The 25,575-nt window shown below is 53.1% G+C and carries 23 protein-coding genes, 1 other RNA gene and 1 pseudogene; 11 read left to right on the top strand and 14 right to left on the bottom strand.

Features of this window, described 5'->3' with window-relative positions; all coding sequences use genetic code 11:
• The first annotated feature begins 63 nt into the window (after positions 1-63).
• A protein-coding gene (locus tag F822_RS11360) for an IS3 family transposase (RefSeq protein ID WP_156304408.1) occupies positions 64-1,205 on the top strand; the annotation gives its coding sequence in 2 pieces (ribosomal slippage) (positions 64-316 and positions 316-1,205; 1,143 coding nt in all).
• Here the strand turns inward: F822_RS11360 and F822_RS16035 are convergent.
• From F822_RS16035 to F822_RS11310, 13 genes and pseudogenes are all read right to left on the bottom strand, one after another.
• Positions 1,191-1,427, bottom strand: a complete 237-nt coding sequence (locus F822_RS16035) for an HNH endonuclease (protein ID WP_025041164.1) — start codon at positions 1,425-1,427, stop codon at positions 1,191-1,193. The two genes, F822_RS11360 and F822_RS16035, sit on opposite strands and share 15 nt — an antisense overlap.
• Positions 1,428-1,525: 98 nt before the next feature.
• A complete protein-coding gene (locus F822_RS11355) occupies positions 1,526-2,077 on the bottom strand; it encodes a hypothetical protein (protein WP_025041165.1) in 552 nt (183 codons plus the stop codon).
• Positions 2,046-2,303: a hypothetical protein gene (locus tag F822_RS11350; protein ID WP_156304407.1), complete on the bottom strand. Its 258-nt coding sequence runs from the start codon at positions 2,301-2,303 to the stop codon at positions 2,046-2,048. The genes F822_RS11355 and F822_RS11350 overlap by 32 nt, the downstream gene beginning before the upstream one ends.
• Before the next feature lie 989 nt (positions 2,304-3,292).
• Positions 3,293-5,059, bottom strand: coding sequence for a DUF927 domain-containing protein (locus F822_RS11345; protein WP_025041167.1), 1,767 nt, complete (start codon positions 5,057-5,059; stop codon positions 3,293-3,295).
• Positions 5,060-5,069: 10 nt separating this feature from the next.
• Complete coding sequence (locus F822_RS11340; protein WP_025041168.1) at positions 5,070-5,321, bottom strand: helix-turn-helix transcriptional regulator; 252 nt, start codon at positions 5,319-5,321, stop codon at positions 5,070-5,072.
• A 145-nt stretch (positions 5,322-5,466) separates the two neighbouring features.
• Positions 5,467-6,084 (bottom strand): hypothetical protein, encoded by a 618-nt coding sequence (locus tag F822_RS11335; RefSeq protein ID WP_025041169.1) that lies wholly within the window; start codon positions 6,082-6,084, stop codon positions 5,467-5,469.
• 21 nt (positions 6,085-6,105) lie between these two features.
• A complete protein-coding gene (locus tag F822_RS15920; RefSeq protein WP_407938238.1) occupies positions 6,106-7,011 on the bottom strand; it encodes a tyrosine-type recombinase/integrase in 906 nt (301 codons plus the stop codon).
• A gap of 107 nt (positions 7,012-7,118) precedes the next feature.
• Positions 7,119-7,316, bottom strand: a pseudogene (locus tag F822_RS16030) (Arm DNA-binding domain-containing protein); the annotation flags it as partial.
• Between the two features lie 163 nt (positions 7,317-7,479).
• Positions 7,480-7,841, bottom strand: a transfer-messenger RNA (tmRNA) gene (ssrA, locus tag F822_RS14915).
• Positions 7,842-7,976: 135 nt separating this feature from the next.
• Positions 7,977-8,624 carry an HAD family hydrolase gene (locus F822_RS11325; protein ID WP_025041170.1) on the bottom strand — a complete coding sequence of 216 codons (648 nt, stop codon included), beginning with the start codon at positions 8,622-8,624 and terminating at the stop codon, positions 7,977-7,979.
• Between the two features lie 120 nt (positions 8,625-8,744).
• The gene (gene ubiG / locus F822_RS11320) at positions 8,745-9,464 is read right to left on the bottom strand and encodes a bifunctional 2-polyprenyl-6-hydroxyphenol methylase/3-demethylubiquinol 3-O-methyltransferase UbiG (protein WP_025041171.1); all 720 of its coding nucleotides are present in this window, start codon (positions 9,462-9,464) and stop codon (positions 8,745-8,747) included.
• A 221-nt stretch (positions 9,465-9,685) separates the two neighbouring features.
• Entirely contained in the window at positions 9,686-11,011 is a 1,326-nt protein-coding gene (locus F822_RS11315) for a TRZ/ATZ family hydrolase (RefSeq protein WP_025041172.1), read from the bottom strand.
• Between the two features lie 68 nt (positions 11,012-11,079).
• A complete protein-coding gene (locus F822_RS11310) occupies positions 11,080-11,748 on the bottom strand; it encodes an OmpA family protein (protein WP_025041173.1) in 669 nt (222 codons plus the stop codon).
• A gap of 304 nt (positions 11,749-12,052) precedes the next feature.
• Here F822_RS11310 and gyrA point away from each other — a divergent pair, with 304 nt between their 5' ends.
• The 8 genes from gyrA (at position 12,053) to F822_RS11270 (ending at position 21,959) form a co-directional block, all read left to right on the top strand.
• On the top strand, positions 12,053-14,620 hold the full coding sequence (gene gyrA / locus F822_RS11305) for a DNA gyrase subunit A (RefSeq protein WP_025041174.1): 2,568 nt from the start codon (positions 12,053-12,055) through the stop codon (positions 14,618-14,620).
• 298 nt (positions 14,621-14,918) lie between these two features.
• Positions 14,919-16,013: a 3-phosphoserine/phosphohydroxythreonine transaminase gene (gene serC, locus F822_RS11300; RefSeq protein ID WP_025041175.1), complete on the top strand. Its 1,095-nt coding sequence runs from the start codon at positions 14,919-14,921 to the stop codon at positions 16,011-16,013.
• Positions 16,006-17,205, top strand: coding sequence for a 3-phosphoglycerate dehydrogenase family protein (locus tag F822_RS11295; RefSeq protein ID WP_025041176.1), 1,200 nt, complete (start codon positions 16,006-16,008; stop codon positions 17,203-17,205). Before serC ends, F822_RS11295 begins: the two co-directional genes overlap by 8 nt.
• A 28-nt stretch (positions 17,206-17,233) precedes the next feature.
• Positions 17,234-18,301 (top strand): prephenate dehydratase, encoded by a 1,068-nt coding sequence (gene pheA / locus F822_RS11290; protein ID WP_025041177.1) that lies wholly within the window; start codon positions 17,234-17,236, stop codon positions 18,299-18,301.
• Positions 18,302-18,412: 111 nt separating this feature from the next.
• Positions 18,413-19,606 carry a histidinol-phosphate transaminase gene (gene hisC, locus F822_RS11285; protein ID WP_025041178.1) on the top strand — a complete coding sequence of 398 codons (1,194 nt, stop codon included), beginning with the start codon at positions 18,413-18,415 and terminating at the stop codon, positions 19,604-19,606.
• Positions 19,603-20,619 carry a 3-deoxy-7-phosphoheptulonate synthase gene (gene aroF, locus F822_RS11280; RefSeq protein WP_025041179.1) on the top strand — a complete coding sequence of 339 codons (1,017 nt, stop codon included), beginning with the start codon at positions 19,603-19,605 and terminating at the stop codon, positions 20,617-20,619. The genes hisC and aroF overlap by 4 nt, the downstream gene beginning before the upstream one ends.
• A gap of 34 nt (positions 20,620-20,653) precedes the next feature.
• Positions 20,654-21,553: a prephenate dehydrogenase gene (locus F822_RS11275; RefSeq protein ID WP_025041180.1), complete on the top strand. Its 900-nt coding sequence runs from the start codon at positions 20,654-20,656 to the stop codon at positions 21,551-21,553.
• Positions 21,554-21,605: 52 nt separating this feature from the next.
• Complete coding sequence (locus F822_RS11270; RefSeq protein WP_231623489.1) at positions 21,606-21,959, top strand: SnoaL-like domain-containing protein; 354 nt, start codon at positions 21,606-21,608, stop codon at positions 21,957-21,959.
• A 124-nt stretch (positions 21,960-22,083) separates the two neighbouring features.
• Here F822_RS11270 and lpxA read toward each other — a convergent pair whose 3' ends face one another.
• Positions 22,084-22,866, bottom strand: a complete 783-nt coding sequence (gene lpxA / locus F822_RS11265; protein WP_025041182.1) for an acyl-ACP--UDP-N-acetylglucosamine O-acyltransferase — start codon at positions 22,864-22,866, stop codon at positions 22,084-22,086.
• A gap of 407 nt (positions 22,867-23,273) precedes the next feature.
• Between lpxA and F822_RS11260 the strand changes: the two genes are divergently transcribed.
• Positions 23,274-24,692: an ABC transporter ATP-binding protein gene (locus tag F822_RS11260; RefSeq protein ID WP_025041183.1), complete on the top strand. Its 1,419-nt coding sequence runs from the start codon at positions 23,274-23,276 to the stop codon at positions 24,690-24,692.
• An 8-nt stretch (positions 24,693-24,700) separates the two neighbouring features.
• Complete coding sequence (locus tag F822_RS11255; RefSeq protein ID WP_036575931.1) at positions 24,701-25,573, top strand: hypothetical protein; 873 nt, start codon at positions 24,701-24,703, stop codon at positions 25,571-25,573.
• Positions 25,574-25,575 lie beyond the last annotated feature (2 nt).

Below are 25,575 nucleotides of genomic sequence, written 5' to 3'. Positions count from 1 at the left end.
AATCGTACCGATTAAAAGTAGAATTTCCGGCATGATTTTAACCTTGATGAAAGGAGTCATGACGTGAAGAGAAGCAAGTATACGGAGCAGCAGATTGCGTTTGCCCTGAAGCAGGCAGAGCTTGGCACGCCGGTTGAAGAAGTCTGCAGGAAGATGGGCATCAGTGATGCGACGTTTTATAACTGGAAGAAGAAGTATGGTGGGCTGGGCCCATCCGAGCTGAGACGGCTGAAGCAGTTGGAGGAAGAGAACGTCAAGCTCAAGCGGTTAGTGGCCGACTTGAGCCTGGACAAGACCATGCTGCAGGATGTGCTGTCAAAAAAGCTCTGAAGCCTTCCCATAAACGCGTCCTGATCGATGAATTGCGCAACCGATACCGCGCCAGCTTGAGGCGGACGTGCGCATTGCTCAAACTATCGCGCACGGTGTACGTCTACAAGTCGCGCGCCCGTGATTCATCGATGCTGCTCATGCGCATCAGGGAAATTGCCGCCACACGCGTGCACTATGGTTACCGGCGCGTGCATGTCATGTTGCAGCGGGAAGGCTTCAAAGACAATCACAAACGTGTTTACCGGCTCTATCGGCAAGAAGGGCTATCGTTACGGTTCAAGCGTCCCAAGCGCAACAAGTCGGCACGCCTGCGCCAGCCCAAACACTTTGTTACGGCAATGAATCAGATCTGGAGTATGGATTTCGTCGCCGATGCACTGTTCGATGGCAGGCGCCTGCGCGCGTTGACCGTGGTGGACAACTATACGCGGGAGAGCCTAGCCATCGAGGTAGGCCAAAGCCTGAAAGGAGAGGATGTCGTGAAGACGCTCAACCGTATTGCAACGAAGCGAGGGCTGCCCAGCATTATCAAAGTCGACAATGGCAGCGAATTTATTTCCAAGGTCATGGACAAATGGGCCTATGAGCGCGGCATTGAACTCGACTTTAGCCGCCCGGGTAAACCAACGGACAACGCCAAGGTGGAAAGGTTCAATGGACGGTTGCGGCAGGAGTGCCTCAATGCGCACTGGTTCTTGTCTTTAGAGGACGCCAAGCGCAAGATCGACGAGTGGCGGCAGTACTATAATGAGGTTCGTCCCCACTCTGCATTGCAGTGGGCAACGCCAGCCGAATTCGCCCGCCAGGCAAGGGAAAACCCCCTGTCAGGCAGGCTGATGGAGCCGGAATTTTCCATTTTAGACCGGTGCTGATTTTGGGGGCGGGTCACGATCGATCTTCTTCTGATCAAACCGTGTATTGCAGTTGGGGCAAAGAGCAATCAGGTTCTCGAACGAGTTGTCTTGGGACTCAGCCCAAGGGAGGATATGGGCTATTTCCATGGTAGCAGCTCGACATGTAGAAATTGCGCAGCGATCGTCACCCCCCACCAAGACAGCGCGTTTAACTTCGGTAGGGACGACATCTCGTTGCATCGTTCTCATTATCTGTTACTTGTACGACCAACGCTCTACTTCAGCCGCCGGAAGCGCCGGAGGCGCGGCCGGTCGGCGCAAGCAGTAGTAGGTCATTCTTAGCGATAGGGCGCATTTGACCGACGCAGATTAACGTCAGAGAAGCCAAGGCCTCCGAGGAATAGAGACAGGTTTCCCGGAGCACTATGGTTTTTGGGTCCAAGGATGAGCTCTGCCAATGGCGAGTCTGTTCCTGGAGGCAAAAATTTGATATCTGTGTAAGCGATTAGGTGGTTATCTCTGATCTGGAACTCAATGGGATTTCCTTGGACCTCAACATTGCCATTGATCGTTCCGCCCGGGTCAGCAAACTTACACAGCGTGCCTTGCGCCTGAACGTTTATTACGTGTACCGCGCGAATCTCGCCTTCCGCCTGAAAGGAGGGATGCTTGAATGCCTCCATGAATGTCGCTAGCAATACACAGTCTTCGGAGAACTTAGCCTTCACAGTTTCATCTCCGTCGCGTTGCCGCATGAAGATAGCGACGATTGCCTGCATCATTTCCTTTACTTGCTGCTCACGGTCATAGAGGGCTCGAAGGAATGTTGCCGGCAGTTGCGTCCGAAGGGTCCGCGCCTTAAAACCGAGGGGCGAAACCACGACCGTCATCCGCATATGCACGCCACTGACACAGCATGTCGGGCTCCTGCGAGAAGCAGGCAATGAACGGGTGGGCGATCAGCTGAATTGGAGACACGATTCTGTCGATCACATCAATGAACGCCGAATCAATATTCGGCACAGAAGACGGTATGTCTCTTCGGTTCAATAATCGAGTTGCGGCTTCTTCAAATACCTTGTAAGCCCAGCGGGCTTCGCTGGCGTCATTAAGCATATTGATATCGGAGAACCGAATAGTCCCAGACGTTACGATTGCGTGAAAAGTAGCCGCAGAGCAGTAATGGTAGATGACATCACCTACATCCGGCTCATATACCCGATCCATTAGCATTGTCGGTATCCGGGCCAGATCAATGATCCCCGCATACCAGAACGATTTGAGCTCGCCATGAATGAGCCTCTCGTGGCATAACAGTTAATCAAGAGACCCCTGGTTCGGACGTTTACTAATATAGAGACGGCGGTCATGTGATTTTATCTTTATGATTATTAATATTCTTCTAAGCTGGCGATCTGATTATTACATTAAGAAAAGGGACCGGAAACCAACGTATTATGCCCCAGTTTTTTTACTCAACTATAGGAGCCAACTTATGGGGTCAATCTAGCCGCCCGTCTCGATCAAGTTTCAATCGTATGCCGCAGGCGCTATCTCAGCCCTGGCACAGCTACCAATAGATAAATTGCCGAATCCAATATCGGCAGTTGTGGACAAATACAAGCCTTCGTAGGATTTTACATTTGTTATGTCGTTGTGGAAGCGACCGATATGGAACGACTGGCGGCCTCTATCCTTTAGTTGGTAACAGCGGTAACAATTCGCATTAGACACATGCAACGCCCAATTCATAGGGTATCCCGTGTTACCGCAAAATGGTACCGGTTCGAATATATCCGGTAACGGCGGTAACGGTCGCAGAAGCAAGATACGTTAAACGTCCCCCTGTTACTGTTACGGTTACAGTAAGGGCGGCTGATGCATCCCTGTAACGGTAACAGGGCCGCAATGCATCAAGATTCTCTGTAACGGTAACAGGAATGCGATGCGGTAAAAATTTCCTGTAACAGGATTTCCTGTAACGGGATTTCCGTAACGCTATGACGTGTTACCGGCGGGCAGGACGTGGTAACACTGAGGTAACGTTGAGAACTAAGCCTGTATTGGCTGTTACCGCGTTACCGTTGTTACATCAGTAATCGCGCTTACTCTCCCTCATCCCGGTACCGGATAACATAGACCCTTGACGAACCTAATCCAGGGAGCCTCAGAATTTGTGAGGGCTTTTTATCTTTGCCAGGTAGCAACAATCCAGCGGCAATCAAGACTTTCTTAACAGTCTTTTCATCAAACCCTTGGCAGATCTCCTGGCGGAATGTTTCCGGCAATACCAGAAACTCTCGCCCCTCATTTGCCCCATTCCGGTAGAAGCCTGCCCGTTTGAGGATACGCTGGTCGATTGTGGCGTTGATATCTTCAAAGCGACTTGCGCCATGCGTCTCGAAGAAACCCCGAACCCGGGCAAGTATGATGCGCTCTTCGCGGTTGCCGCTGCCGCCAAAGGCTTCCAACCATGCGGCAAAGCATTTGCGGGCAGCATGAATAGCTTCTCCTTCGGGCCAGCCTGTCAACTTACAGTGAGTCGCAAGCTCACCAGCGATAGCAACCAATGCAAAGCGCCGCGCTACTCGCTCTACCTGCCCTGCCGCATTCGCCGGCACTATCTCGGTTACAAACCGCTTTATTTGCGCCGGAATAAGGTTTTTGAGGCCAGCCCGGTTCGCCACCAGGTAGCGCAGCCATTCCTTACCCGTCGTGCCATGATGCGTGGCAGAGGCTTCCTTGATTGCTAACGCCAGGGCAGCCGCATTGGGATGCCCATGCAATGCCTCGAATATACCCATGCCCGCGCCAGCATCGGCTTCTATGTCAGCCAGACGGATTTCTTGCCCAGCGGTCGATCGCTTGCCTGCTTGGGCCATGACAGCGGAAAGGGATGTTTCGCCCGCACTGAGGAATAGCAGCTGCCAGTGTTGCGCTGAACGGGTAGTTCCATTGCGTGATGCCCTCACCTTGCCTTGACCATTCGCCAGCATGTACGCGGCCTCTCCGGCATCATCCGGGTCTATCTGACCGATTTCATCCAGAATCAGCAGCCCATCATTGTGCAAGGTCGCTAATCCCTCTAACCCATTGACCGTACCGCACCATAGACGCACATAAGTTGAGGGGTTACCCCATACGGAAGCGGCAAGCTTCAATGCAGTGGATTTGCCAGAGGATGAAGCGCCGCGAAAATGAAAGCCGCCAGAATCTTCTCCTGCAATTTCAGCCAATGCGCCCGCAAAAGCCACAAAAAGAGCAAATACCAGCCGCGTGTTCCCTATCGCCAAAGCTGCGACAGAGTTGCGCCATTCGTCTGCCGTGCCTGACTCAGAATAAGCGGGTTCAGTGGCATGCGAATTTTGAAACACGACAAGCTCTTCAGCTTCCCCAATCGAGCCGTTAGGAGTAACAAAAGTATTGCCATGCCAGCCCAAACGATCTACACAACGCGCTCTAGCATCTATCGGCTGTACCTTGATGTATGTAGCCAACAGGCCGCGTGCCGATGGACTTGGGGAAATTTGCCGGCCAAGCCGTGCAAGCTCACGCCTTACGTCTAACCCATCACTTTCCAGCAGTTCAAGCGGCATTGCCCATTGATGGGTGTGACCATCGTCATCCTGCCATTCCAGCAGTCGCCCCCATTCCCCGCTCTTCTCGTCCCGCGTCTTGGCAATAACGTGTAAAGGTGCACAAACCCATTGGGGCGTTTGCTCATTGCCGTCTTTGTCCTTGCCAAGGAAGTAAACACCCGTTTCCGAGAGTTCGAAGCGCCCGCCACCATAGCGGCATAAAGTTACGGGTGCATTCGCTGAGTTTTGCCGGGATGCGAGCGGAGTAACTTGCGCTGTAACGGTATTTTGCATTGTCATCCCCTTAGAGCGCATTGGCAGCGGTTTTGCGAGCCGCTTCCAGCTTGACTACCAGGTTGCGGATTTCATCATCAGTCATCCCCGCAATGCGGGCAATATTGATAGCGGCAACTTCGCTAGCGGGCCAGCCTACAGAGCGTGGACCTAATCTGACAGGCTTGGGCCAAAGCCCTTGCTGGATGCGTAAATAGATCGTTGAGCGCGAAGCGCCAGACTCAGCTTTAACAGCAGGAAGCCGTAGGATTGCTTGAACCATGTTTGTACCTCTTGAGAAGTTGTTGAACAAGGTTGGCAATTAAATAGCATGAGAGGGTGCGCTAATACGCGCGGAGGGGCGCGGGAACTGGATGCGGATTACGTGGAATGTCGCGCCAGTATTGACGCAGAGAGGGCGCGGTGTATTACTTGCGCGGGCCGGTTGGCAAGCCGTCTGCGCGAAGGATAGTCGCCATGATTTCAGCAGTACGTTCAGACACACCTTGCCCCTTTAGCCAGTCGATGACTTGCTGATTAGTAGGCGCGGTGGTCGGGTCGGCGGGGTCGTAGTTACTCCAGAAACGCTGTGCGGCAGCAGCGAGCTTTCGCAGTAAATCCGTTTCGTGTCTCCCCCATGGCCAATCCATGTTGCTCAGGGTGATGGGTTCGGACAGCCAGGGGAATTGTGCGGGGAGTTTGTGCTGCATGCTTTTAAGCCAGGTAGCGAAGTTTGAAAGCTTGACTTCGCTTTCTTCCAACCCTTCATCGCTTCGGGAAATCAATTTTAGAATGCCGTTAGCTCCAATGCTGCCCTTAGCCATGACAAGCAAATCATCGAATTGACGAGGTGGTTCCTTAAACAGCCTTGCGAGTTGCGGATTATCGAAAAGCTGGAAGTTAGCCGGATCAAGATCACACGCCAGTGCAACTGCGTGCCAGAGCCTTGCCTGTTTAACTGATTTCCAGATATTCCAATCCGGTTTGCGAAGTGCCCACGGATCTTGTTCGGCTGGACAAAAATCGTCAGCGTTATCTTCGTTCATGGTTTTCTCTAGGACACATCTTTACGCCACGCCATGAAGGGGGATGATTTCCGCACCGGCTTTCAGTTTGTCCAGGTAATCAGCCCACTGTTGCATCATCTTGCGGCGTTCGGGCAAGTGCGCCGTGCGATTATAGGCGCGCCCATTGCGGTCTTTCACCGCATGGGCTAATTGGTGTTCGATAAAATCGGACCGAAAACCCAGCACTTCATCAAGGATAGTGCGCGCCATGGCGCGGAAGCCGTGACCGCTCATCTCTTCCTTGTCGATGCTCATGCGCCGCATAGCGGCAAGGATTGCATTATCGCTCATAGGTCGGCCATTGGTGCGTGCGCCGGGAAACACGAAGCGTCCGCTCCCAGTGAGGGCTTGCAGTTCAGTGAGTATTTCCACGGCTTGCCGTGCAAGCGGAACAATGTGCGGCGTATTGGTCTTGGTGACGGTATAACGCCATTCCGCCCCATCAATGTCAATATCCTTCCATTCAGCCGTGCGAAGCTCTCCAGGACGAACGAACACCAGCGGGGCAAGGCGCAATGCGCACCGCACAACATGCGAGCCTGTATAGTCATCCATTGCCCGCAATAATGACGCTACCTGCTTGGGTTCGGTAATGGTTGCAAAGTGTTCACCTTTCACCGGGGGAAGTGCGCCCCTCAGATCGGCAGAAATATCTCTCGTGGCGCGTCCGGTTGCGATTGCGTAGCGAAATACTTGCCCACAATTACCCAATGCCCTATGCGCGGTTTCTACTGCTCCCCTGCTTTCGATGCGCCGTACCGTTGCCAGCAGTTCAGGCGCGGCAATCTCTGCAATGGGTTTACTGCCGATCCAGGGAAATAGGTCGCGCTCAAACCGGCGGATGATACGCTCGCCATGACTGGCATTCCAGGTGGCGGAATATTTTGTATACCACTCCCGCGTAATAACTTCGAAACTGTTCGCCCCCTGTTCGGATTTGGCGGCTTTGATCGCTTTACGTTTTCGCCCGGATCGGCGTCAAAAGCCAGCAGTTTGCGCGCTTCATCACGCCGGTTACGAGCATCCTTTAAGCTCACATCGGGATAAACGCCCATGGAAAGCGTTTTGCGTTTGCCGCCGTAGCGGTAATCAAACCGCCACCAGCGTGAACCATTCGGCTTGAGCAGCAGGTAAAGCCCGCGCTCGTCCGTTAGCTTGATAGGTTTTTGAGCCGGTTTGGCATTACGGATTGCGGTGTCAGTAAGTGCCATGACGGTAACTCCATTTGACGGTAAGTCTGTTACCGTCAAGCTTACCGTCAGTTACCGTCGGATTGCAATAGTCGAGTTTGGATGTGTTTGGACAACAAAAAACCCGCAAGCCTTTATTCATGCGGGTTTTCTGGATTTCTTTGGACTACTTAGGACACTTCATTGGTGGAGGCGGCGGGAATCGAACCCGCGTCCGCAAATCCTCTACAGACAGTTCTACATACTTAGCCATGTTATTTAATTTAACCTGGCATGCGTCAACTGGCAGACTAATGACAGGCGAGTCACCTATTTTTTAGCGTTCTGTAAAGTGACCCTACCGAACGCGATCCTCGTTAATGGCTCCGCTGCCTGTTGCCAGACCCGGCGTTGAGGCCCACCGGTGCGGAGTCCAGCCGGATTTAAGCGGCTAGAGCGTAACTATCGTCGTTTGCGACTATTGGTTTCCAGATGTATTTACGAGGTAACTGGTCCTCGGTATGCCCTGCACTGCTTTGTAATCCACGTCGAAGCCAGGTCGCCCCCGGCATTCTGTATTTACATTTATTAGATAACGGCGGACCGGAAGAGTTCAATCACCCCCCCTGCACTGTTGGCTCAGGCACCTTCTCAAAAGAACTCAACCGCCACTTTTGGTATGCTACCAGATATTGAGGAGTATTACAGATAACCGAGCAGTTCTTGCGGTTGATCGATGAGGTATCTCGCTCCCCAAGACTCGGGCGGTGCCGCATTGCCCAAGTAGCCGTATCTCGCCACGATCGGTTCCATGCCTGCCGCGAGGCTGGCCTGCACATCGCGCAAGTCGTCGCCCAGATAGACGCATTCGGCCGGCGAGACAGCCATCGTATTGCTGGCCGCAAGTAGTGGCTCTGGATGGGGTTTGGAATGCACGGTGTCTCCGCCGCTGATGATGCACGCGAAACGATTGCTCAGGCCTAGCGCCTGCATCAGCGGGATGGAGAAACGCGCCGGTTTATTGGTGACGATGCCCCACGGTAGTCCGCGAACATCGAGTTGATCGAGTAATTCAGTCACGCCTTGAAACAGAGATGTTTCATCGCACAACCGTTCGGCGTAAAAATCAAGGAATTCCACGCGCATCGCGTCATAGTCCTTATCGCCGGGTTTGATACCGAACCCAAGACCAAGCAGGCCGCGCACCCCTGCTGAGGCTTCGGTACGGATGTGTTCTATCGGCACGACCGCAAGGCCACGCATGATGCGCTGCCGATTGAGGGCATGCCCCAAATCGGGGGCGGTATCGGCAAGCGTACCGTCGAGATCGAATAGAACGGCTTTGATCATAAATGAGTGATGACTGGGCTCAATGGCTGAATCAAGTAATTCAGACGCGAGAAAGGAATTGATGAGCCGGCGCGGAAAGCAGGCAGAGGCTACGGCTCAGCCTGGTATCGCTATGGAACTTCAAGCACGGAACGCCATGATGTAGTTGACATCCGAATCCTGTCCCAACGCATAAACTTTCGTGATGGGGTTGTAAGTCAGGCCAATGATCTCCTCGACGGCTAGCCCTGCATCACGACCCATGCGGCCCAGTTCAGATGGCTTGATGAATTTTGCGTAATCGTGAGTGCCCCTGGGCAACAGGCCCAGTACATATTCGGCCCCGATTATGGCGAAAAGGTACGATTTGGGGTTACGGTTGATGGTTGAGAAGAAAACCCAGCCGCCGGGCTTGGCAAGCTGGGCGCATGCTTTCACGGTGCTCGCCGGGTTGGGCACGTGCTCCAGCATTTCCATGCAGGTAACCACGTCATAATGATGGGGCTGTTCTTTGGCAAGTTCTTCTACGGCCACCTTGCGGTAATTCACCTGCTTGTGGCTTTCCAGCAGGTGCAGCTTTGCAACCTTGAGCGCTTTATCGCCAAGATCGATACCCGTGACCTGTGCGGCGCGGTCTGCCATGCTTTCTGACAAAATACCGCCGCCACAACCGACGTCCAGTACAGTTTTGCCTGAAAAGTCGACAAGCTGGTCGATATAATTCAGCCGCAGGGGGTTGATTTCATGCAACGGCTTGAATTCACTGCTAGGGTCCCACCAGCGGTGCGCGAGCTGGCTGAATTTTTCCAGTTCCAGCAGATCAACGTTTACGTTGTCACTTTCCGTCTGTTTACTCATCATGCCTCTATGCGGTTTTTATTGGCATTGCGGAGTGAAGCGATTCATCATCCCGCTTATCTCACATGCCTTCAATCCGCTCTCCATATAACTCTACTGTTTATAGGCCCAACTCTTCGGAAAAAATAATGGGTTGCGACGGGTTGCACTGCATTTCATCCATCTTTCATACCATATAACCATATAGGATGACTTCTGTTACGTTGCTAATTCTTCAGCCCTCTTCAGCCCACTGCCATCTGTTCCCGCCAGAATTCAGCCCTGAGCAACAGCTCCTGCTCATCCAGCGTGGTCAGCTCTCCGCAATTCAGCAGTATCTTACCATTTACCCACACATGGCTCACGTGTTCCCGCCCTGCGGCATAGACGAGATGGGAAACAGGATCATAACAGGGCGAGAGCTCGATGCTGGAAAAATCCAGGGCAATGATGTCCGCCGCCTTGCCCGCCACCAGCGAACCGGTGAGCGCACCCAGACCCAGCGCCCGAGCGCCATTGAGTGTAGCCATTTGCAGTGCCTGCCATGCGGGTAGCATGCTCGCGCCGCCGCTCTGTCCTTTGGCAAGCAGCGCGGTAAAACGCATTTCTTCAAACATATCGAGTCGATTGTTGCTGGCGGCACCGTCCGTTCCAATACCGACGTTAACGCCCGCATTCAGCAGTGAGACTATGGGCGCCAGACCATTGCCCAGTTTCAGATTGGAAGAAGGGCAATGCGCCACGGTGCAACCTTGCTGCGCCAGCAATTCGATTTCGCCGTTATCCAGATAAACCATATGTACGGCAATTAGATTGGGACCGAGCAGGCCGAGCTTATGCAATCGTTCTATGGGACGTACCCCATGAATTTTCACACTATTGCTGATTTCATCACGGGTTTCATGCAAGTGAATATGGATGGGTAAATCGAGTTGCTCCGCATAGGTGAGAATTTTATTGAACACCCTATCGCTCACCGTATAAGGCGCGTGGGGCGCGAAGCAGAACGACAGCAGCGGATGTCGACTATATTCGTCGCGCAGTGCCAGGCCTTTGGCGAGATAATCGTCGGCATCGCTGGCATATGCGGTAGGAAAATCGATGGCGATCATACCGATGCTGGCGCGTATACCCGACGCGATCGCCGCCCGAGCGGCCGCTTCGGGATAGAAATACATGTCGTTAAAGCAGGTGACCCCGCCTCTCAGCATCTCGGCGCAGGCTAATCGGGTGCCATCAAAGACAAAGCCCGAATCAACGTGCCTGGATTCCGCAGGCCATATGTGATTGTTAAGCCACTCCATTAGTGGCAGATCGTCTGCAATGCCTCGCATCAGCGACATCGCAGCATGAGTGTGGAGATTCACCAGGCCCGGCATCAGCGCATGATTCTCAAGAACAATATGTTCCTCTGGCGCGAATCGGGCATGGGCCTCGGCATTTGGGACAATTGCGCGAATCATGCCTTTATCGATTGCAATGGCATGGTCGCGCAGCGCCACTCCGGCGGGTTCCACCGGAATTATCCAGCGTGCCTCCAGCAATGTATCAATTTTTTCGGAACAGATCATTATGTGAAAGCTTAGCAAAAAAAAACCCTGCGCGATGGCAGGGTTTTAGTTTTCAGTTTGAAGCAGGATTACTGTACTGTCGCCCGTGTGCCGGCCACTTCAACTTCAACGCGACGGTCGGGTTGCAGACATGCGATCAATGCCTTGGTTTTCTTATCGCCCTTGCAGGTATCGCCGGTTACCGGATTGGCTTCTCCCTTGCCATCGGTAAAGACGCTATCGGCCGCTATGCTTTTTTGGTTGACCAGGTAGCTTTTGACGGATTCAGCACGACGCATGGATAATTTCTTGTTATAGGCATCAGAGCCGATACGGTCAGCGTATCCGATTACAACGATCGTGTCGTATTTGACACCTTGAAGCTTGGAGACAAGGTCATCCAGGGCTTGCTTGCCCTCGGGTTTCAGATTGGCTTTATCGAAATCGAATAGTTGATCGGCGGAGAGCGATATTTTTTCAGGTTCGCCGTAGTTGGCAGGAACCGGGGCTGGAGTGGGTTCGGTAGCTTCGACCGTCTTCACGGGTTTCGGCAGCAATTCGGGATCGCATTCGTAGGTCGCCATGGCGGGCGTCCAGTAGCCTGTGCGCCAACAGTCGCCGGATGAATCTCGGGCTGTAACACCGCGGGCATCACTTGCATATGCCTCGGGTTGCTCCTCAGCCATGGCAGCTCCTGCAAACAACATTGGCACCACCATCGCGCCAAGCAAGAGTTTTCTCGTTACCGTATTTTTCATCTATTGCCCCTTTTTCAGAAAAACTTCAATTCAAGATCAAATCATCCCTAGGTCATGCAAATAACAAACAAAGCCATTTTATTTTGGCCGCGGCACATTATTGCATATTCGCGTGCCGATTATCTAGTTATATGTCCGTTCTTGTCAAATCATGTTGTTGCAAACGGCATGAATGCTGGAATGCAGAGGTGACTTGAATACAATCGGCATGCTAAAATAAGTAGTTTTATGTATCGCTATCCGGGGTGACGATCAGGACGACATTTAGGCTTTAAGCTACTGTTTATCCTGAATAAAATAAGTAATGGATCAATTCGCTAAAGAAACACTGCCCATCAGCCTCGAAGAGGAGATGCGCCGCTCTTATCTTGACTACGCCATGAGCGTGATCGTAGGCCGGGCATTGCCGGATGTGCGGGACGGCTTGAAGCCGGTACACCGCCGGGCATTATTCGCCATGCACGAACTGTCCAACGACTGGAATCGCCCCTATAAAAAATCGGCGCGTATCGTCGGCGACGTAATCGGTAAGTACCATCCGCATGGCGATACCGCGGTATATGACACTATCGTGCGCATGGCGCAGAACTTTTCGCTGCGCTACATGCTGGTGGATGGCCAGGGCAACTTTGGCTCAGTAGATGGCGATAATGCGGCGGCAATGCGTTATACCGAAATCCGGATGTCGCGGATCGCTCATGAACTATTGGCTGATCTCGACAAGGAAACGGTGGATTTCGGCCCGAACTACGACGGGTCGGAGAAAGAACCGCTGATTCTGCCCGCGAAAATTCCCAATCTGCTTATCAACGGCTCTTCCGGCATCGCGGTCGGCATGGCGACCAACATCCCTCCGCATAACCTCAATGAAGTGGTGGATGCCTGCCTGGCGCTACTGAAGAATGCCGACACAACCATTGAAGAGTTGATAGAAATCATTCCTGCACCGGATTTTCCAACTGCCGGCATCATCTACGGCGTTGCCGGCGTGAAGGAAGGCTACCGTACCGGGCGTGGCCGCGTAGTGATGCGCGCGCGCACCCACTTTGAGGATATGGAAAAGGGCAGCCGCCAAAGCATCATCATTGACGAGTTGCCATACCAGGTAAACAAGGCCAATTTGCTGATCCGTATCGGCGAACTGGTGCGCGACAAGAAAATCGAGGGTATTTCCGATTTGCGCGATGAATCGGACAAATCCGGCATGCGCGTGGTCATCGAGCTCCGGCGCGGAGAAGTACCCGAAGTGGTACTGAACAATTTATACAAAGAAACACAAATGCAGGACACCTTTGGCATGAATATGGTGGCCCTGCTGGACGGGCAGCCGCGCCTGCTGAATTTGAAGCAGATGCTGGATGCATTCTTGCGCCACCGCCGCGAGGTGGTGACGAGACGCACCGTATTCGAATTGAAAAAAGCACGTGAGCGCGGGCATCTTCTGGAAGGCCTGGCGGTAGCGCTTTCAAACGTGGATGAAGTGATAGCCCTCATCAAGGCGGCGCCTACGCCTGCGGTAGCGAAAGAAGCACTGATGTCGAAGATATGGCGTTCCGCACTGGTGGAGGAAATGCTGGTTCGCGCCTCGGTCGACGTGAAGGCGTTTCGTCCTGACGGACTGGCGCCTGAATTCGGTTTATCCGGTGATGGATACCGCCTGTCGGATGCGCAAGCGCAAGCGATTCTCGAATTACGCCTGCAGCGGCTGACCGGGCTGGAGCAGGACAAGATCGTGAGCGAGTATAAAGAGGTAATGGAAAAAATTGCCGACCTTCTCGACATTCTCGCCAAGCCGGAACGTATCACGACCATTATTACCGAGGAGCTTGTTGCAATAAAGCAACAGTTCGGTGATAAGCGCCGCAGCGAAATCGTTATCGATACTCAGGATTTGAGTATGGAGGATCTGATCACCCCTGAGGATGTGGTCGTAACGCTATCGCATAGCGGCTATATCAAGTCACAACCGCTCGATGACTACCGGGCTCAAAAACGGGGCGGACGCGGAAAACAGGCAACTGGCACCAAAGAAGACGATTTCATCGATAATCTTTTCATCGCCAATACGCATGATTATATCCTGTGCTTTTCCAGCCGCGGACGTGTTTACTGGATCAAGGTCTACAATGTGCCCCAGGGGGGTCGCGCCTCGCGCGGCAAGCCTATCGTCAACCTGGTGCAACTGGAACGGGACGAAAAGATCAATGCCATTCTGCCCGTAAAGGTTTTCGAAGAGAACCGTTACATATTTATGGCCACTTCTTTTGGAACCGTGAAAAAAACACCGTTGTCGGAATTTTCCCGCCCTCGCGCCAGTGGCATCATCGCAGTAGGTCTGGATGAGGATGATTTCCTGATCGGCGTAGCCCTGACTGAAGGCAAGCATGATGTGATGCTCTTTTCCGACGGCGGCAAAGCAGTGCGTTTCGATGAGAATGATGTACGTCCGATGGGGCGCGGCGCGCGTGGCGTACGTGGGATGAAATTGGGCAGCGGTCAGAAAGTAATATCCCTGCTGGTGGCCGAGAGTGAGGAACTGGCGGTCCTGACCGCAACGGAAAATGGCTATGGCAAGCGTACCCCGATAGGTGAATACACTCGTCACGGCCGCGGTAGCCAAGGCATGATTGCGATCAAGACCACCCAGCGCAACGGCAAGGTCGTGGCGGCAAAGCTGGTCAGGCAGGATGATGAGATCATGCTTATTACCACGGGCGGCGTGCTGATTCGCACTCGCGTCAATGAGGTGCGCGAAATGAGCCGCGCGACCCAGGGCGTAACGCTGATCAACCTGGACAAGGGCGAAAAACTCGCCGGGCTGGAAAGGGTGGTCGAGGCGGACGAGGAAAAAGAACTGATCCAGAATGTATAAGATTTAGGCGCGCTTTTAAAAATCCAGAGTTGCGGTAAGCTCATTTGTAAATTGCCCGAATGGGAGCGCAGCTTGCGTAGGGTGGGTGCAGCGTAGCGCAATCCACCATTTGGTTATTGGCAGCCGCCTTTGCATCGATATCCGGTCACGGCTAATGTGTCGTGTTGCGTCGTTTTGATGGGTTGCGCTACGCTCTACCCATCCTACTGACCGCAAGAAGGCGGATTTTTGAATTACCGGGAATAAAAGCGCGAAATATGATTTTCAGTGCATGTCCTGTAGAGATAAAGGGGTTTTAATGGAGCATATATACAACTTCAGCGCAGGCCCGGCGGTATTACCGACGGAAGTTCTGCAACAAGCGCGCGATGAAATGCTCGACTGGCATGGCAGCGGCATGTCTGTTATGGAGATGAGCCATCGCGGCAAGGAATTCATGTCCATTGCGGCCAAGGTTGAAGCCGATTTGCGCGAACTGGCAGGCATCCCTGCCAACTATAAGGTTCTGTTTTTAACCGGCGGCGCCTCCACGCAGTTTGCCATGGCACCCATGAACCTGCTGCGCGGAAAAAAAAGCGCCAACTACGTCAATACGGGCGAGTGGTCCAAAAAAGCCATTAAGGAAGCAAAGAAATATGCTGCCGTGAATGTCGCGGCCACATCCGAAGATGCGAATTTCACCTACGTGCCGGCGCAAGACACATGGAATATCGACCCCGACGGGGCCTATCTGCACTACACGCCCAACGAGACAATCGGTGGAGTGGAATTCAACTGGGTTCCGGATTTATCGCACATGAAGGTTGACATGCCGCTGGTGGCAGACATGTCCTCCAGCTTTATGTCACGCCCTATCGATGTGGCCCGGTTCGGGGTGATTTATGCCGGCGCGCAGAAAAACGTCGGCCCCGCCGGTTTATGCATTGTCATCGTCCGCGACGACTTGCTGGGACAAACCATCCCTGGCACGCCGACCATGTTCGACTATAAAATTCACGCTGATACCGACTCGATGTATAACACCCCACCGACCTACGCCATGTATATTACCGGCCTTGTGCTGGAGTGGTTGAAAAAAAACGGCGGGTTGGCTGCAATGGAAAAGGTAAACGTTGCCAAGGCCAATCTGTTGTACGGTTTGTTGGATACCACCGATTTTTATCATTGTCCCGTAGCCAAAGCCGACCGCTCGCGCATGAATGTGCCGTTCACGTTAAAAAATGCCGCGCTCGATGACGAGTTTCTGAAACAGGCCAAGGCACACGGCTTGATCCAGTTGAAGGGCCATCGTTCAGTGGGAGGGATGCGCGCTTCGATATACAACGCCATGCCCCTCGAAGGGGTAAAGGTCCTGGTTGAATTCATGAAAAAATTTGCGAGCGATCATGCCTGAACGCGCACATAAAATCTTTCGGATACTTACGCTCAACCAGATTTCACCGCTGGGCCTGAAGCTGTTTGACACGCATCATTACACCATCGGGGACGATATAACCGAGCCGGATGCAATCCTGGTGCGTTCACACAACATGCTGCAAATGGATATCGCACCCAGCGTAAAAGCGATAGGCCGCGCAGGTGCGGGCACCAACAACGTTCCGGTGAAAGACATGAACCTTCGTGGTGTGCCAGTCTTTAACGCACCCGGTGCAAACGCCAATGCGGTGAAAGAACTGGTGCTTGCCGGCTTGCTGATGGCGTCACGCAACCTAGTCCCGGCGATTCGCTTTGCCGAGGATTTGCAAGGCGATAATGCGACGCTGCACAAACTGGCGGAGGCCGGCAAGAAGCAATTCGCGGGAATTGAATTGCCGGGACGCACGCTCGGGATCGTAGGCCTGGGTGCGGTAGGACGTCTGGTAGCGGATGCGGCGCTCCGGCTTGGCATGAAAGTGATGGGTTACGACCCGAATATAACGGTGGACGCAGCCTGGAATCTATCAGCCGATGTCAAACGCGCCGAGAGCATGGAAGATCTGCTGCGCAATAGTGAATTTGTGACGCTGCATGTGCCCCTGCTGGACGCCACACGGCACCTGATCAATCACAAGCTCGTGTCGAATATGAAAGCCGGCACGATTCTGCTCAACTTCTCCCGCGATGGTATCGTCGACGAGAGTGCGGTACTCGAAGGAATCGACTCGGGCAAAATAAAATATTATGTTTGCGATTTTCCCAGCCAGTTACTGCGGCACCGGACCACTGTGATCACGCTGCCGCATCTGGGCGCATCGACGATGGAAGCAGAGGAGAATTGCGCGGTAATGGTAGTGAACCAGATAGTTGATTATCTTGAAAACGGAAACATTACCAACGCAGTCAATTTCCCCAACATAACAATGGAACGCGGATCTCCTTTCCGCCTGGCGGTAGCAAATTCCAACGTGCCCAACATGCTGGGGCAGATTTCCACCGGTATGGCCAAAGCAGGCCTTAACATTCTTAACATGGGCAATAAATCCCGCGGCGAGATGGCCTACACGCTAGTTGACGTCGACAGGCCCGTACCGCAAGAAACAATAGACGAGATTGCGGCGATTCGTGGCGTATTAATGGTGCGCTACGTGCCGATACTGGCTAAATAATTATAGCCACTATAAAAATTCATTCTCGATGACCGGTCAACTCAAACAGCTGCGCGATAAGATAGACGCGATTGACAGCAAGTTGCTCAAGCTAATGAGCGACCGCGCTGGTCTCGCACGAGAGATCGGACAGATCAAGAACGGCACGGCATATCGCCCCGAGCGGGAAGCCCAGGTGTTGGCCCGGTTATGCGAGCTAAATCCCGGACCGCTGGACAACGAACATATTGTGCGATTATTTACGGAAATCATGTCACTGTGCCGATCCATGGAAGAACCTTTGACGGTAGCATATTTGGGTCCCCAAGGAACCTTTTCGGAAGAGGCCGCGCTAAAGCGCTTCGGTGGCGTGGTAACGACTCTGGCCTGCACCTCGATAGATGATGTATTTCGAAAGGTGGAATCGGGTGCAGCCGGTTATGGGGTCGTGCCGGTGGAGAATTCCACCGAAGGTGCAGTGGGCAGGTCGCTGGACTTGCTGCTGCAAACCCCGTTAAAAGTATGCGGTGAAATTGCGTTGCCTATACATCAGCTTCTGCTTGCGCGGCACGTTGATCTCGCACGCATCACAAAAATTTACTCTCATCCTCAATCATTCTCTCAATGTCATGAATGGCTTAACACTAACCTGCCCCATTTGACCGGGCAAGCGCGGATCAATGCGGCGAGCAATGCAGATGCGGCGAGACTGGCCGCAGAGGATGAAAATGCAGCAGCGGTAGCCGGGAGAAAAGCGGGAGAGGTATTCGGGCTCACGGTCTGTGCTGAAAATATCGAGGACGATCCTAATAACACCACGCGTTTTCTCGTAATCGGCGCACAGGAAGTAGCGCCCTCGGGCAAGGACAAAACCTCACTGGTCATGTCCGCCCGGAATCTTCCGGGCGCGATACATGGATTGCTGGCCCCGCTGGCGGATCACGGAGTCAGCATGAGCCGCCTGGAGTCGCGGCCGTCTCGCGCGGGTTTATGGGAGTATGTATTTTTTGTGGATATCGAAGGTCATCAGCAAGATACAAAAGTCGCGAAAGCACTACAGGAATTGCGGGAGAAGGCGGCCTTCCTGAAGGTACTCGGCTCCTATCCGGCACTGTAACTATATCCCTGAATGATCGATTTCGGGAATGGAATTCCGTACCGCTAATCTACCCGCTTTCAGTTTTTATCATCGTTTTGCTGTACTTCGGCAATTTATGGATTTGAACTTATGAATGTCTGTGATTTGGCTCCTGAATATATTCGTGCCATCAGTCCCTATCAACCTGGCAAACCCATCTCGGAACTGGCGCGAGAGATGGGTATGGATGAGCGTGCCATCATCAAGCTTGCATCCAATGAAAATCCGTTGGGGACAAGTCCGCTGGCGCGGGAAGCGATGCGCAAGGCGCTGGATGAAGTATCGCTTTATCCGGATGGAAGCGGCTTCGAGTTAAAAGCAGCGTTATCCCAGCGTTATGGCGTAACCAGCGATCAGATTGTGTTGGGTAACGGTTCCAATGATGTTCTGGAGCTGGCGGCCCGGGTATTCATGAAGCCGGGCGCTTCAGCGGTATATTCGCAACATGCCTTTGCTGTCTACCCGCTGGTGACGCAGGCGGCAGGCGCAAGCGGCATCTCGATTCGAGCCAGAAATTATGGTCATGACCTCGATGCCATGCTGGATGCGGTCATGCCTGAAACCCGCATGGTGTTTATTGCCAATCCTAACAATCCCACCGGCACGCTACTGGCTGCGCCTGACGTATTGCGTTTTCTGGAACGGGTATCATCAGATGTGCTGGTAGTCCTTGATGAGGCTTATAACGAATATTTGCCGAATCCCCTCAAGGCTGACAGCATCGAATGGCTGAAGCGTTTCCCCAATCTGCTGATCACCCGCACTTTTTCCAAGGCTTACGGCATGGCGGGTGCACGCGTAGGCTTCGGGCTGGCGCATCCTGATGTCAGCGGGCTGATGAATCGGGTACGCCAACCGTTCAACGTGAATAGCATTGGCCTCGCCGGCGCAGCAGCCGCGCTGGAAGATGTGGAATTCGTGAAACGCTCTTACGCCCTCAACCAGGCAGGAATGCTCCAGATCACCACCGGACTGCGGCAGCTCGGCATCGAATACATCCCGTCCTACGGTAATTTTTTGAGTTTCCGGGTGCGGGGAAATATCAAAGCGGTAAATGAAAGCCTCCTGAAACAGGGCGTCATCGTACGCCCCATTGGTATTTATGAAATGCCGGAGCATCTTCGTGTCACTGTTGGACTGGAATCAGAAAATCAGAGATTTTTGAAATCCCTTGAGATGGCACTTGACGCAGCCCAAGACGTGATTCCCGAAGCCACGTCTGCAATGCCCCCAAAAACGACCCGCGAGGCAGTCCCTGCAATAGAAACCGGAGGATCAGCTTGATCATCGTTATGAATAGCGGCGCGAGCGCCGAGCAGATTGACACAGTGGTAACCAAGATTCAAAGCTTCGGCCTTGACGCGAATATTTCCCGCGGCACTGAACGTACGGTTATCGGCGCCATCGGCGACGAACGCAAACTCACCCCGGAAATGTTCGATTCCTTGAGCGGTGTCGAATTTTCAATGCATATCCTCAAGCAGTACAAGATCGTTTCGCGCGAATCGCACAAGCACGATTCGATAATAAACGTAGGTGGGGTGTCAATTGGCGGCAACCAGGTGCAGGTGATCGGGGGCCCGTGTTCAGTGGAAACACAGGAGCAAATGGATCTGGCGGCGCAACAAGTTTCGGCGGCGGGTTGCAAACTGATGCGTGGCGGCGCATTCAAGCCGCGCACCAGTCCGTATACGTTTCAGGGAAATGGTGAAGAAGGTCTGAAAATGTTCCGCAAGGCTGCGGATAAGCACAACCTGGGCATCGTTACCGAGCTGATGGATGCACGCATGCTCGACACCTTTCTCAAGTATGACGTGGATGTGATCCAGATCGGTACCCGCAGTATGCAAAATTTCGAGCTTCTGAAAGAAGTGGGGCGCGTCAATAAGCCGGTGATACTCAAGCGCGGGATGTCCGCGACTGTCTCCGAATGGCTGATGGCCGCTGAATACATTGCCGCCGGCGGCAACCACAACATCATTTTTTGCGAGCGCGGCATACGCACTTTTGAAACAGCCTACCGTAATGTAATGGATGTAACCTGCATCCCGGTACTGAAAAAAGAAACCCATTTGCCTGTGATCGTCGATCCTTCTCACGCCGGGGGCAAAACCTGGATGGTGCCCGCACTTGCACGCGCGGCCATCGCTGCGGGGGCTGACGGCTTATTGGTGGAAATGCACCCCAATCCATGCGAAGCCTGGTGTGATGCCGATCAGGCGTTGAATCCGCAGGAATTCCATGCCCTCATGGGCTCACTGAAAGGAATTGCGGAAGTAATCGGACGAAGTTTATAGTTCGAGTTCGTTCCGATAAAAGTCGCTTCTTATTATGACAAACGTCGTGATCAACAAACTGGTGATTATCGGCGTTGGCCTGATCGGCGGTTCTTTCGCGCTGGCGTTACGCAAGGCAGAGCTGGCCGGGCATATCGTCGGTGTAGGTCGCAGCCGGGAAAACATGGCGCGCGCCCTGAAGCGGGGGTTGATAGACGAGATTGCCGGAGACCTTCCATCGGCGTTGAAGCGTGCGGATATCGTATTCCTTGCCGTACCCGTCGGCCAGACCGGCGAAATCATGGCGAAGATTTCCCCGTACCTTGAACCTGACTCAATAGTGACCGATGCCGGCAGCACCAAGCAGGATGTCATCGCGGCGGCACGCTCTCATCTGACTGAAAACCTGCAAAATTTCGTTCCGGGTCATCCCATTGCCGGAGCGGAACAAAGTGGTGCAGGCGCGGCGCGCGCCGACCTGTTCCGTTCGAAAAACGTGGTATTGACGCCTCTGGAAGAAACCAGCAGCAACGCGGTAAATCGGGTAAAAGAATTATGGCAGGCTTGTGGCGCATGCGTCTCTCTGATGAGTGCCGGCCAGCACGACAAGATTCTTGCCACGGTAAGCCACCTTCCCCATTTGTTGGCATTCACGCTGATGAATCATGTCTACCGCGCTGGTCATGGGCCGGATGGTATGCCGCGCCCAAATGATCCGCTACACTTTGCCGGCACCGGATTTCGCGATTTTACCCGCATTGCCGCGAGTTCCCCCGAGATGTGGCGCGATATATGCCTCGGCAATCGCGAAGCCCTGGTCGATCAAATCGACGCTTATCAGCGTGAACTGGCTGCCCTACGCGAAACGCTGGCGCGCGACGATGGTGACGCACTCGAAAAAGCTTTCGCCAATGCACGTGAAGCGCGGCAACAATGGCTGAAAAACACGTCCTGAATCCGGGCTAGGTGGGCGAGTTTATACTGTGTGAAATAACTGGAGAGGATAAATGATGACCTTGAAAGAAAAACTGGACGACTTGAACGATATGATCCTGAAGGGTCAAATCCTAGAATCCATGGACAAATATTACCACCCGGATTGCGTCGTTGTGGAAAAGAACGACGTAGTGGCAACAGGGCTACAAGAAGCCAAAAACCGGGAAGCGGAAATTTTCAAGGGCGTCGAAGCGTGGCTGAAATCAGAGATTATAGCGACCGCCGTGGGTGAAAACGTCACGATGACCGAATGGCACTATGAGTACAAGCACCGGGACTTCGGGCATAAAAAATTCGACCAGGTAGCGGTTCAACACTGGAAAGATGAAAAGATCATTCGCGACCGGTTCTATGCCCTTTACTGAGGGGTAGCTCAGCAGTTCAGGTGCCTGCTCTTTCGTAATTCATAAACGGACTTATGCCTGTCTTGCAGCGTGAGCTCTCATCTCTGTCGTGCTATTTCAAATAGCGCTCTGGTGTCTCTGGTATTTAGCGAATAATGCCTCGGCCGCGAACGGAAAGAAAATCAAGAAAATTGCGAACTTCCGATGCCGCGAGCGCTAGCGGCATGATCCGAGCTTCTGCTTCGCTCAGAGAAAGGCCGGATCGATAAACCAGCCTATACGCATGCTTTAATGCATGGATGACTTCCGTCGAAAAACCTCTGCGCTTGAGCTCCCTCAGGTTGAGGCCATGGGGCTTGGCTGTATTGCCCGCTGCTAATACATAAGGGGGCAGGTCTTGAGTAAGTATGGTGCCCAGGGCGGTAAAGCTATAGGCGCCGATACGAACAAACTGGTGGACGGCGGTGAATCCGCCGAGACCCGCGTAATCCCCCACCTGTACATGCCCAGCCAATGAAGCGTTGTTAACGAACGTAGTGAAATTGCCTACCTGACAATCGTGTGCCAGATGAACATAGGCCATCAAGAAGTTATCATTTCCCAGGCGGGTTATGCCAGCGCCATGGCTGGTGCCCCGGTTAAAGGTGCAGCACTCACGGATCGTATTGCGATCGCCTATTTCCAGCCTGGTCGGCTCACCGCTGTATTTCTTGTCCTGCGGTTCATCGCCTAGTGAACAAAACTGGAAAACGCGATTGTCGCAGCCGATGCGTGTATGACCCTTGATGACGACGTGTGGCCCGATCTGGGTATTGTCGCCAATTTCCACGTGTTCGCCGATGATTGAATAGGCTCCGACGGCAACACCCGAGCCGAGATGGGCGCCTGGATGAACGATCGCAGCCGGGTGAATAAGATTTTCCTTCATGTGCTCGGAGATGGAAACCGCAAAATAAAAGCTCATATATACATATATATAAATACACAGCTGGCTTGTCGTTTGCTTCAGCCAGACAGTAGCTAGCCCGGATGTTTCATAAATTGACGCGCGCCCTTGCTGGTCTTTTGCTTCGTATGGGAATTTTGCTCAGTCGGGCGTATGAATAACTACGCCACTCTCTCACAAAATTCCCCTACAAAACAAAATCCTGCGCAATCATCACGCGAATTTATGAAACATCCGGGCTAGCACTCTAATTCTGCGCTAAGATAAATTTCGATAAGTTTGGCGATGAGCTGCGGTTACCCATCCTTCGTTCGCAATCGCTAGGTATCCTGCAATGCGTATGCAACAACATGAGCAGTGTTAGCTGTCTAACGAAATAGAACCACATAATGCCTCCCTTGTCCCAACCCGCCTTCGATGATGCCGTTGACAGCGTAGATATTGCACTTCGCGTTTCGAACCTGTCAAAAACATACCGTATTTATGATCGCTCACAAGACCGGTTGCTACAGAGCTTATGGGGCAGCCGCAAGCAACTTTACCGCGAATTCATGGCACTGGACAGTATCTCGTTTGACGTCTATCGCGGCGAAACCGTCGGCGTCATCGGCCTCAACGGTTCAGGCAAGAGCACATTGCTGCAACTGATCGCCGGAACGTTGACGCCCACTAAAGGTGAAATATTCATCAACGGGAAAGTGTCGGCATTGCTCGAGTTGGGAGCCGGTTTCAATACCGAATTTACCGGACGCGAAAACATCTATCTGGCGGCATCGATTGCGGGGCTTACCAGCCTCGAGGTCGAGCAGCGTTATGACCGAATTGCGGCGTATGCCGATATCGGCGGCTTTATCGACCAACCTGTTAAGACATATTCCAGCGGCATGTACGTGCGTCTTGCATTCGCGGTAGCGATATCGGTCGAACCCGACGTGCTGATTATAGATGAGGCGCTCGCGGTAGGAGATATGGAGTTTCAGACAAAGTGTATGGTGACGTTGAAAAAGATGCAGGAGCGGGGCACCACCATCTTGTTCGTCAGCCATGATATTGGGGCTGTCAGCGCGCTATGCCGGCGCACTCTTTACCTGAAGCAAGGACAGGCACGCGAGTTGGGACCTACCGCAGAGGTGGTTGCGCGCTATATTCGTGAAGTGCAGGAAGCAAACAACCGGACAATCACCGCAACTATCCCTGACGCTATCACTCAAGCCACAGAAACCACCGAGATCACTGAAGCCGCCGGAATCCCTGACGCTATTGAAAATACCGGAACCGCTCGAGCAGCTATAACGATGAGCGGCCTTCCGCTCGCGGGGAACGAGCAATTCGCGCGCTTTGCCGAAAAGGCGAACCATTGCCGTTCAGGTACCGGCGATATAAGAATCATGTACGTGGAAATGCTGGACGACAAGGGGCTGCCGGTTCGCTCAGCGGAATTCGGGCAGGAGGTGTCCATACGAATTATCGTCGAAGCCGTCCGCACCTGTACCTTTTCCGTCAACTACAAGATTTGCGACAAGAACCGTACGCCGGTCATTGGGGCAGATTTTTTGATGCAAGGCCAAGCGTTGTTGACGTTGGCGCCAACGCAGCAGGCGGAAGTCGTTTACCGGACATCTCTTCCCCTGACTGATGGCAGATACAGCCTGAGAATCTCGCTGACACACCCTATCAAGGCACATCAGCAGGCATTGTTTTTCGACATTGTGGAGATTGGGCATGTGTTCGAGGTGCTGCCAAACCCGACAGCCAAGTTCTGGACGCAGGTTTACCTTCCGAACGCGCTGGATATCAAAGTGTTATGAGGAGTATCATGCGATCCGCGCCTGAAAGGCGCAGTTTGCTGGTGATCGGCCATCCCGGACATGAATTGCGCGTTTACGGCTGGGTTGGTCAGGTACGGCCCATCGTCTGCATTCTTACCGATGGTTCCGGCAGCGATGGCACGCCCAGGCTGGATAAAACGCTGGAAATCCTGCACGAATTAGGTGCGGAGATCGGGCCACTTTGCGGCGAACTCAGCGATCGGCGAATCTATGAGAAAATTCTGCGCCATGAATACGATCTGTTCGATAACCTGTGCGAACGACTGGCCAGGCTCATCATCGCGCAAGATATCGATCTGGTCGTCAGCGACGCTATAGAAGGTTACAATCCTGTCCACGATTTGTGCGAGGCATTGGCCCGCACGGCGGTCGGTATCGCCAGGAATGCCAGTGATGCTGACAACAACGAAAATACCGACAAAACACGCACTAGAAAACCTCGCTCGATCCGGCATTACACCATTCCCCTGATGAATGATCCCCGTCGTCCAACTACAGACAGTATGGAAGCAGCGCACCATACAATTGAATTGACACCGTTGCGGTTCAAGCAGAAGCTGGAGGCGATGCGAAGCTATGCCATGAGCGCGGGAGGAATCCTGCAGGAAGAAGTGGGAGACGCATTTCACAACTTTGGTGAACAGGCTTTCGCCCGTGAGTACCTGTTTGCGGCTGCCGCGCCGGGGCAAGAACCGGAACGGCGTTTCTCGCGACAAAAACCCTTTTATGAAACCTATGGAGAACAAAAAGTTGCAGCCGGCCGTTATCAATCTGTCATTCGTTTCGGCGAACATATTCTGCCGATTATGAATCACCTCCGCAACAAAGTATCGGACACGCGGGCGGAGGCGCAGGGATGAAG

The sequence above is a fragment of the Nitrosospira briensis C-128 genome (genome assembly GCF_000619905.2).
Taxonomy (GTDB): domain Bacteria; phylum Pseudomonadota; class Gammaproteobacteria; order Burkholderiales; family Nitrosomonadaceae; genus Nitrosospira; species Nitrosospira briensis.
This window is presented reverse-complemented; position numbering and strand designations above follow the sequence as displayed.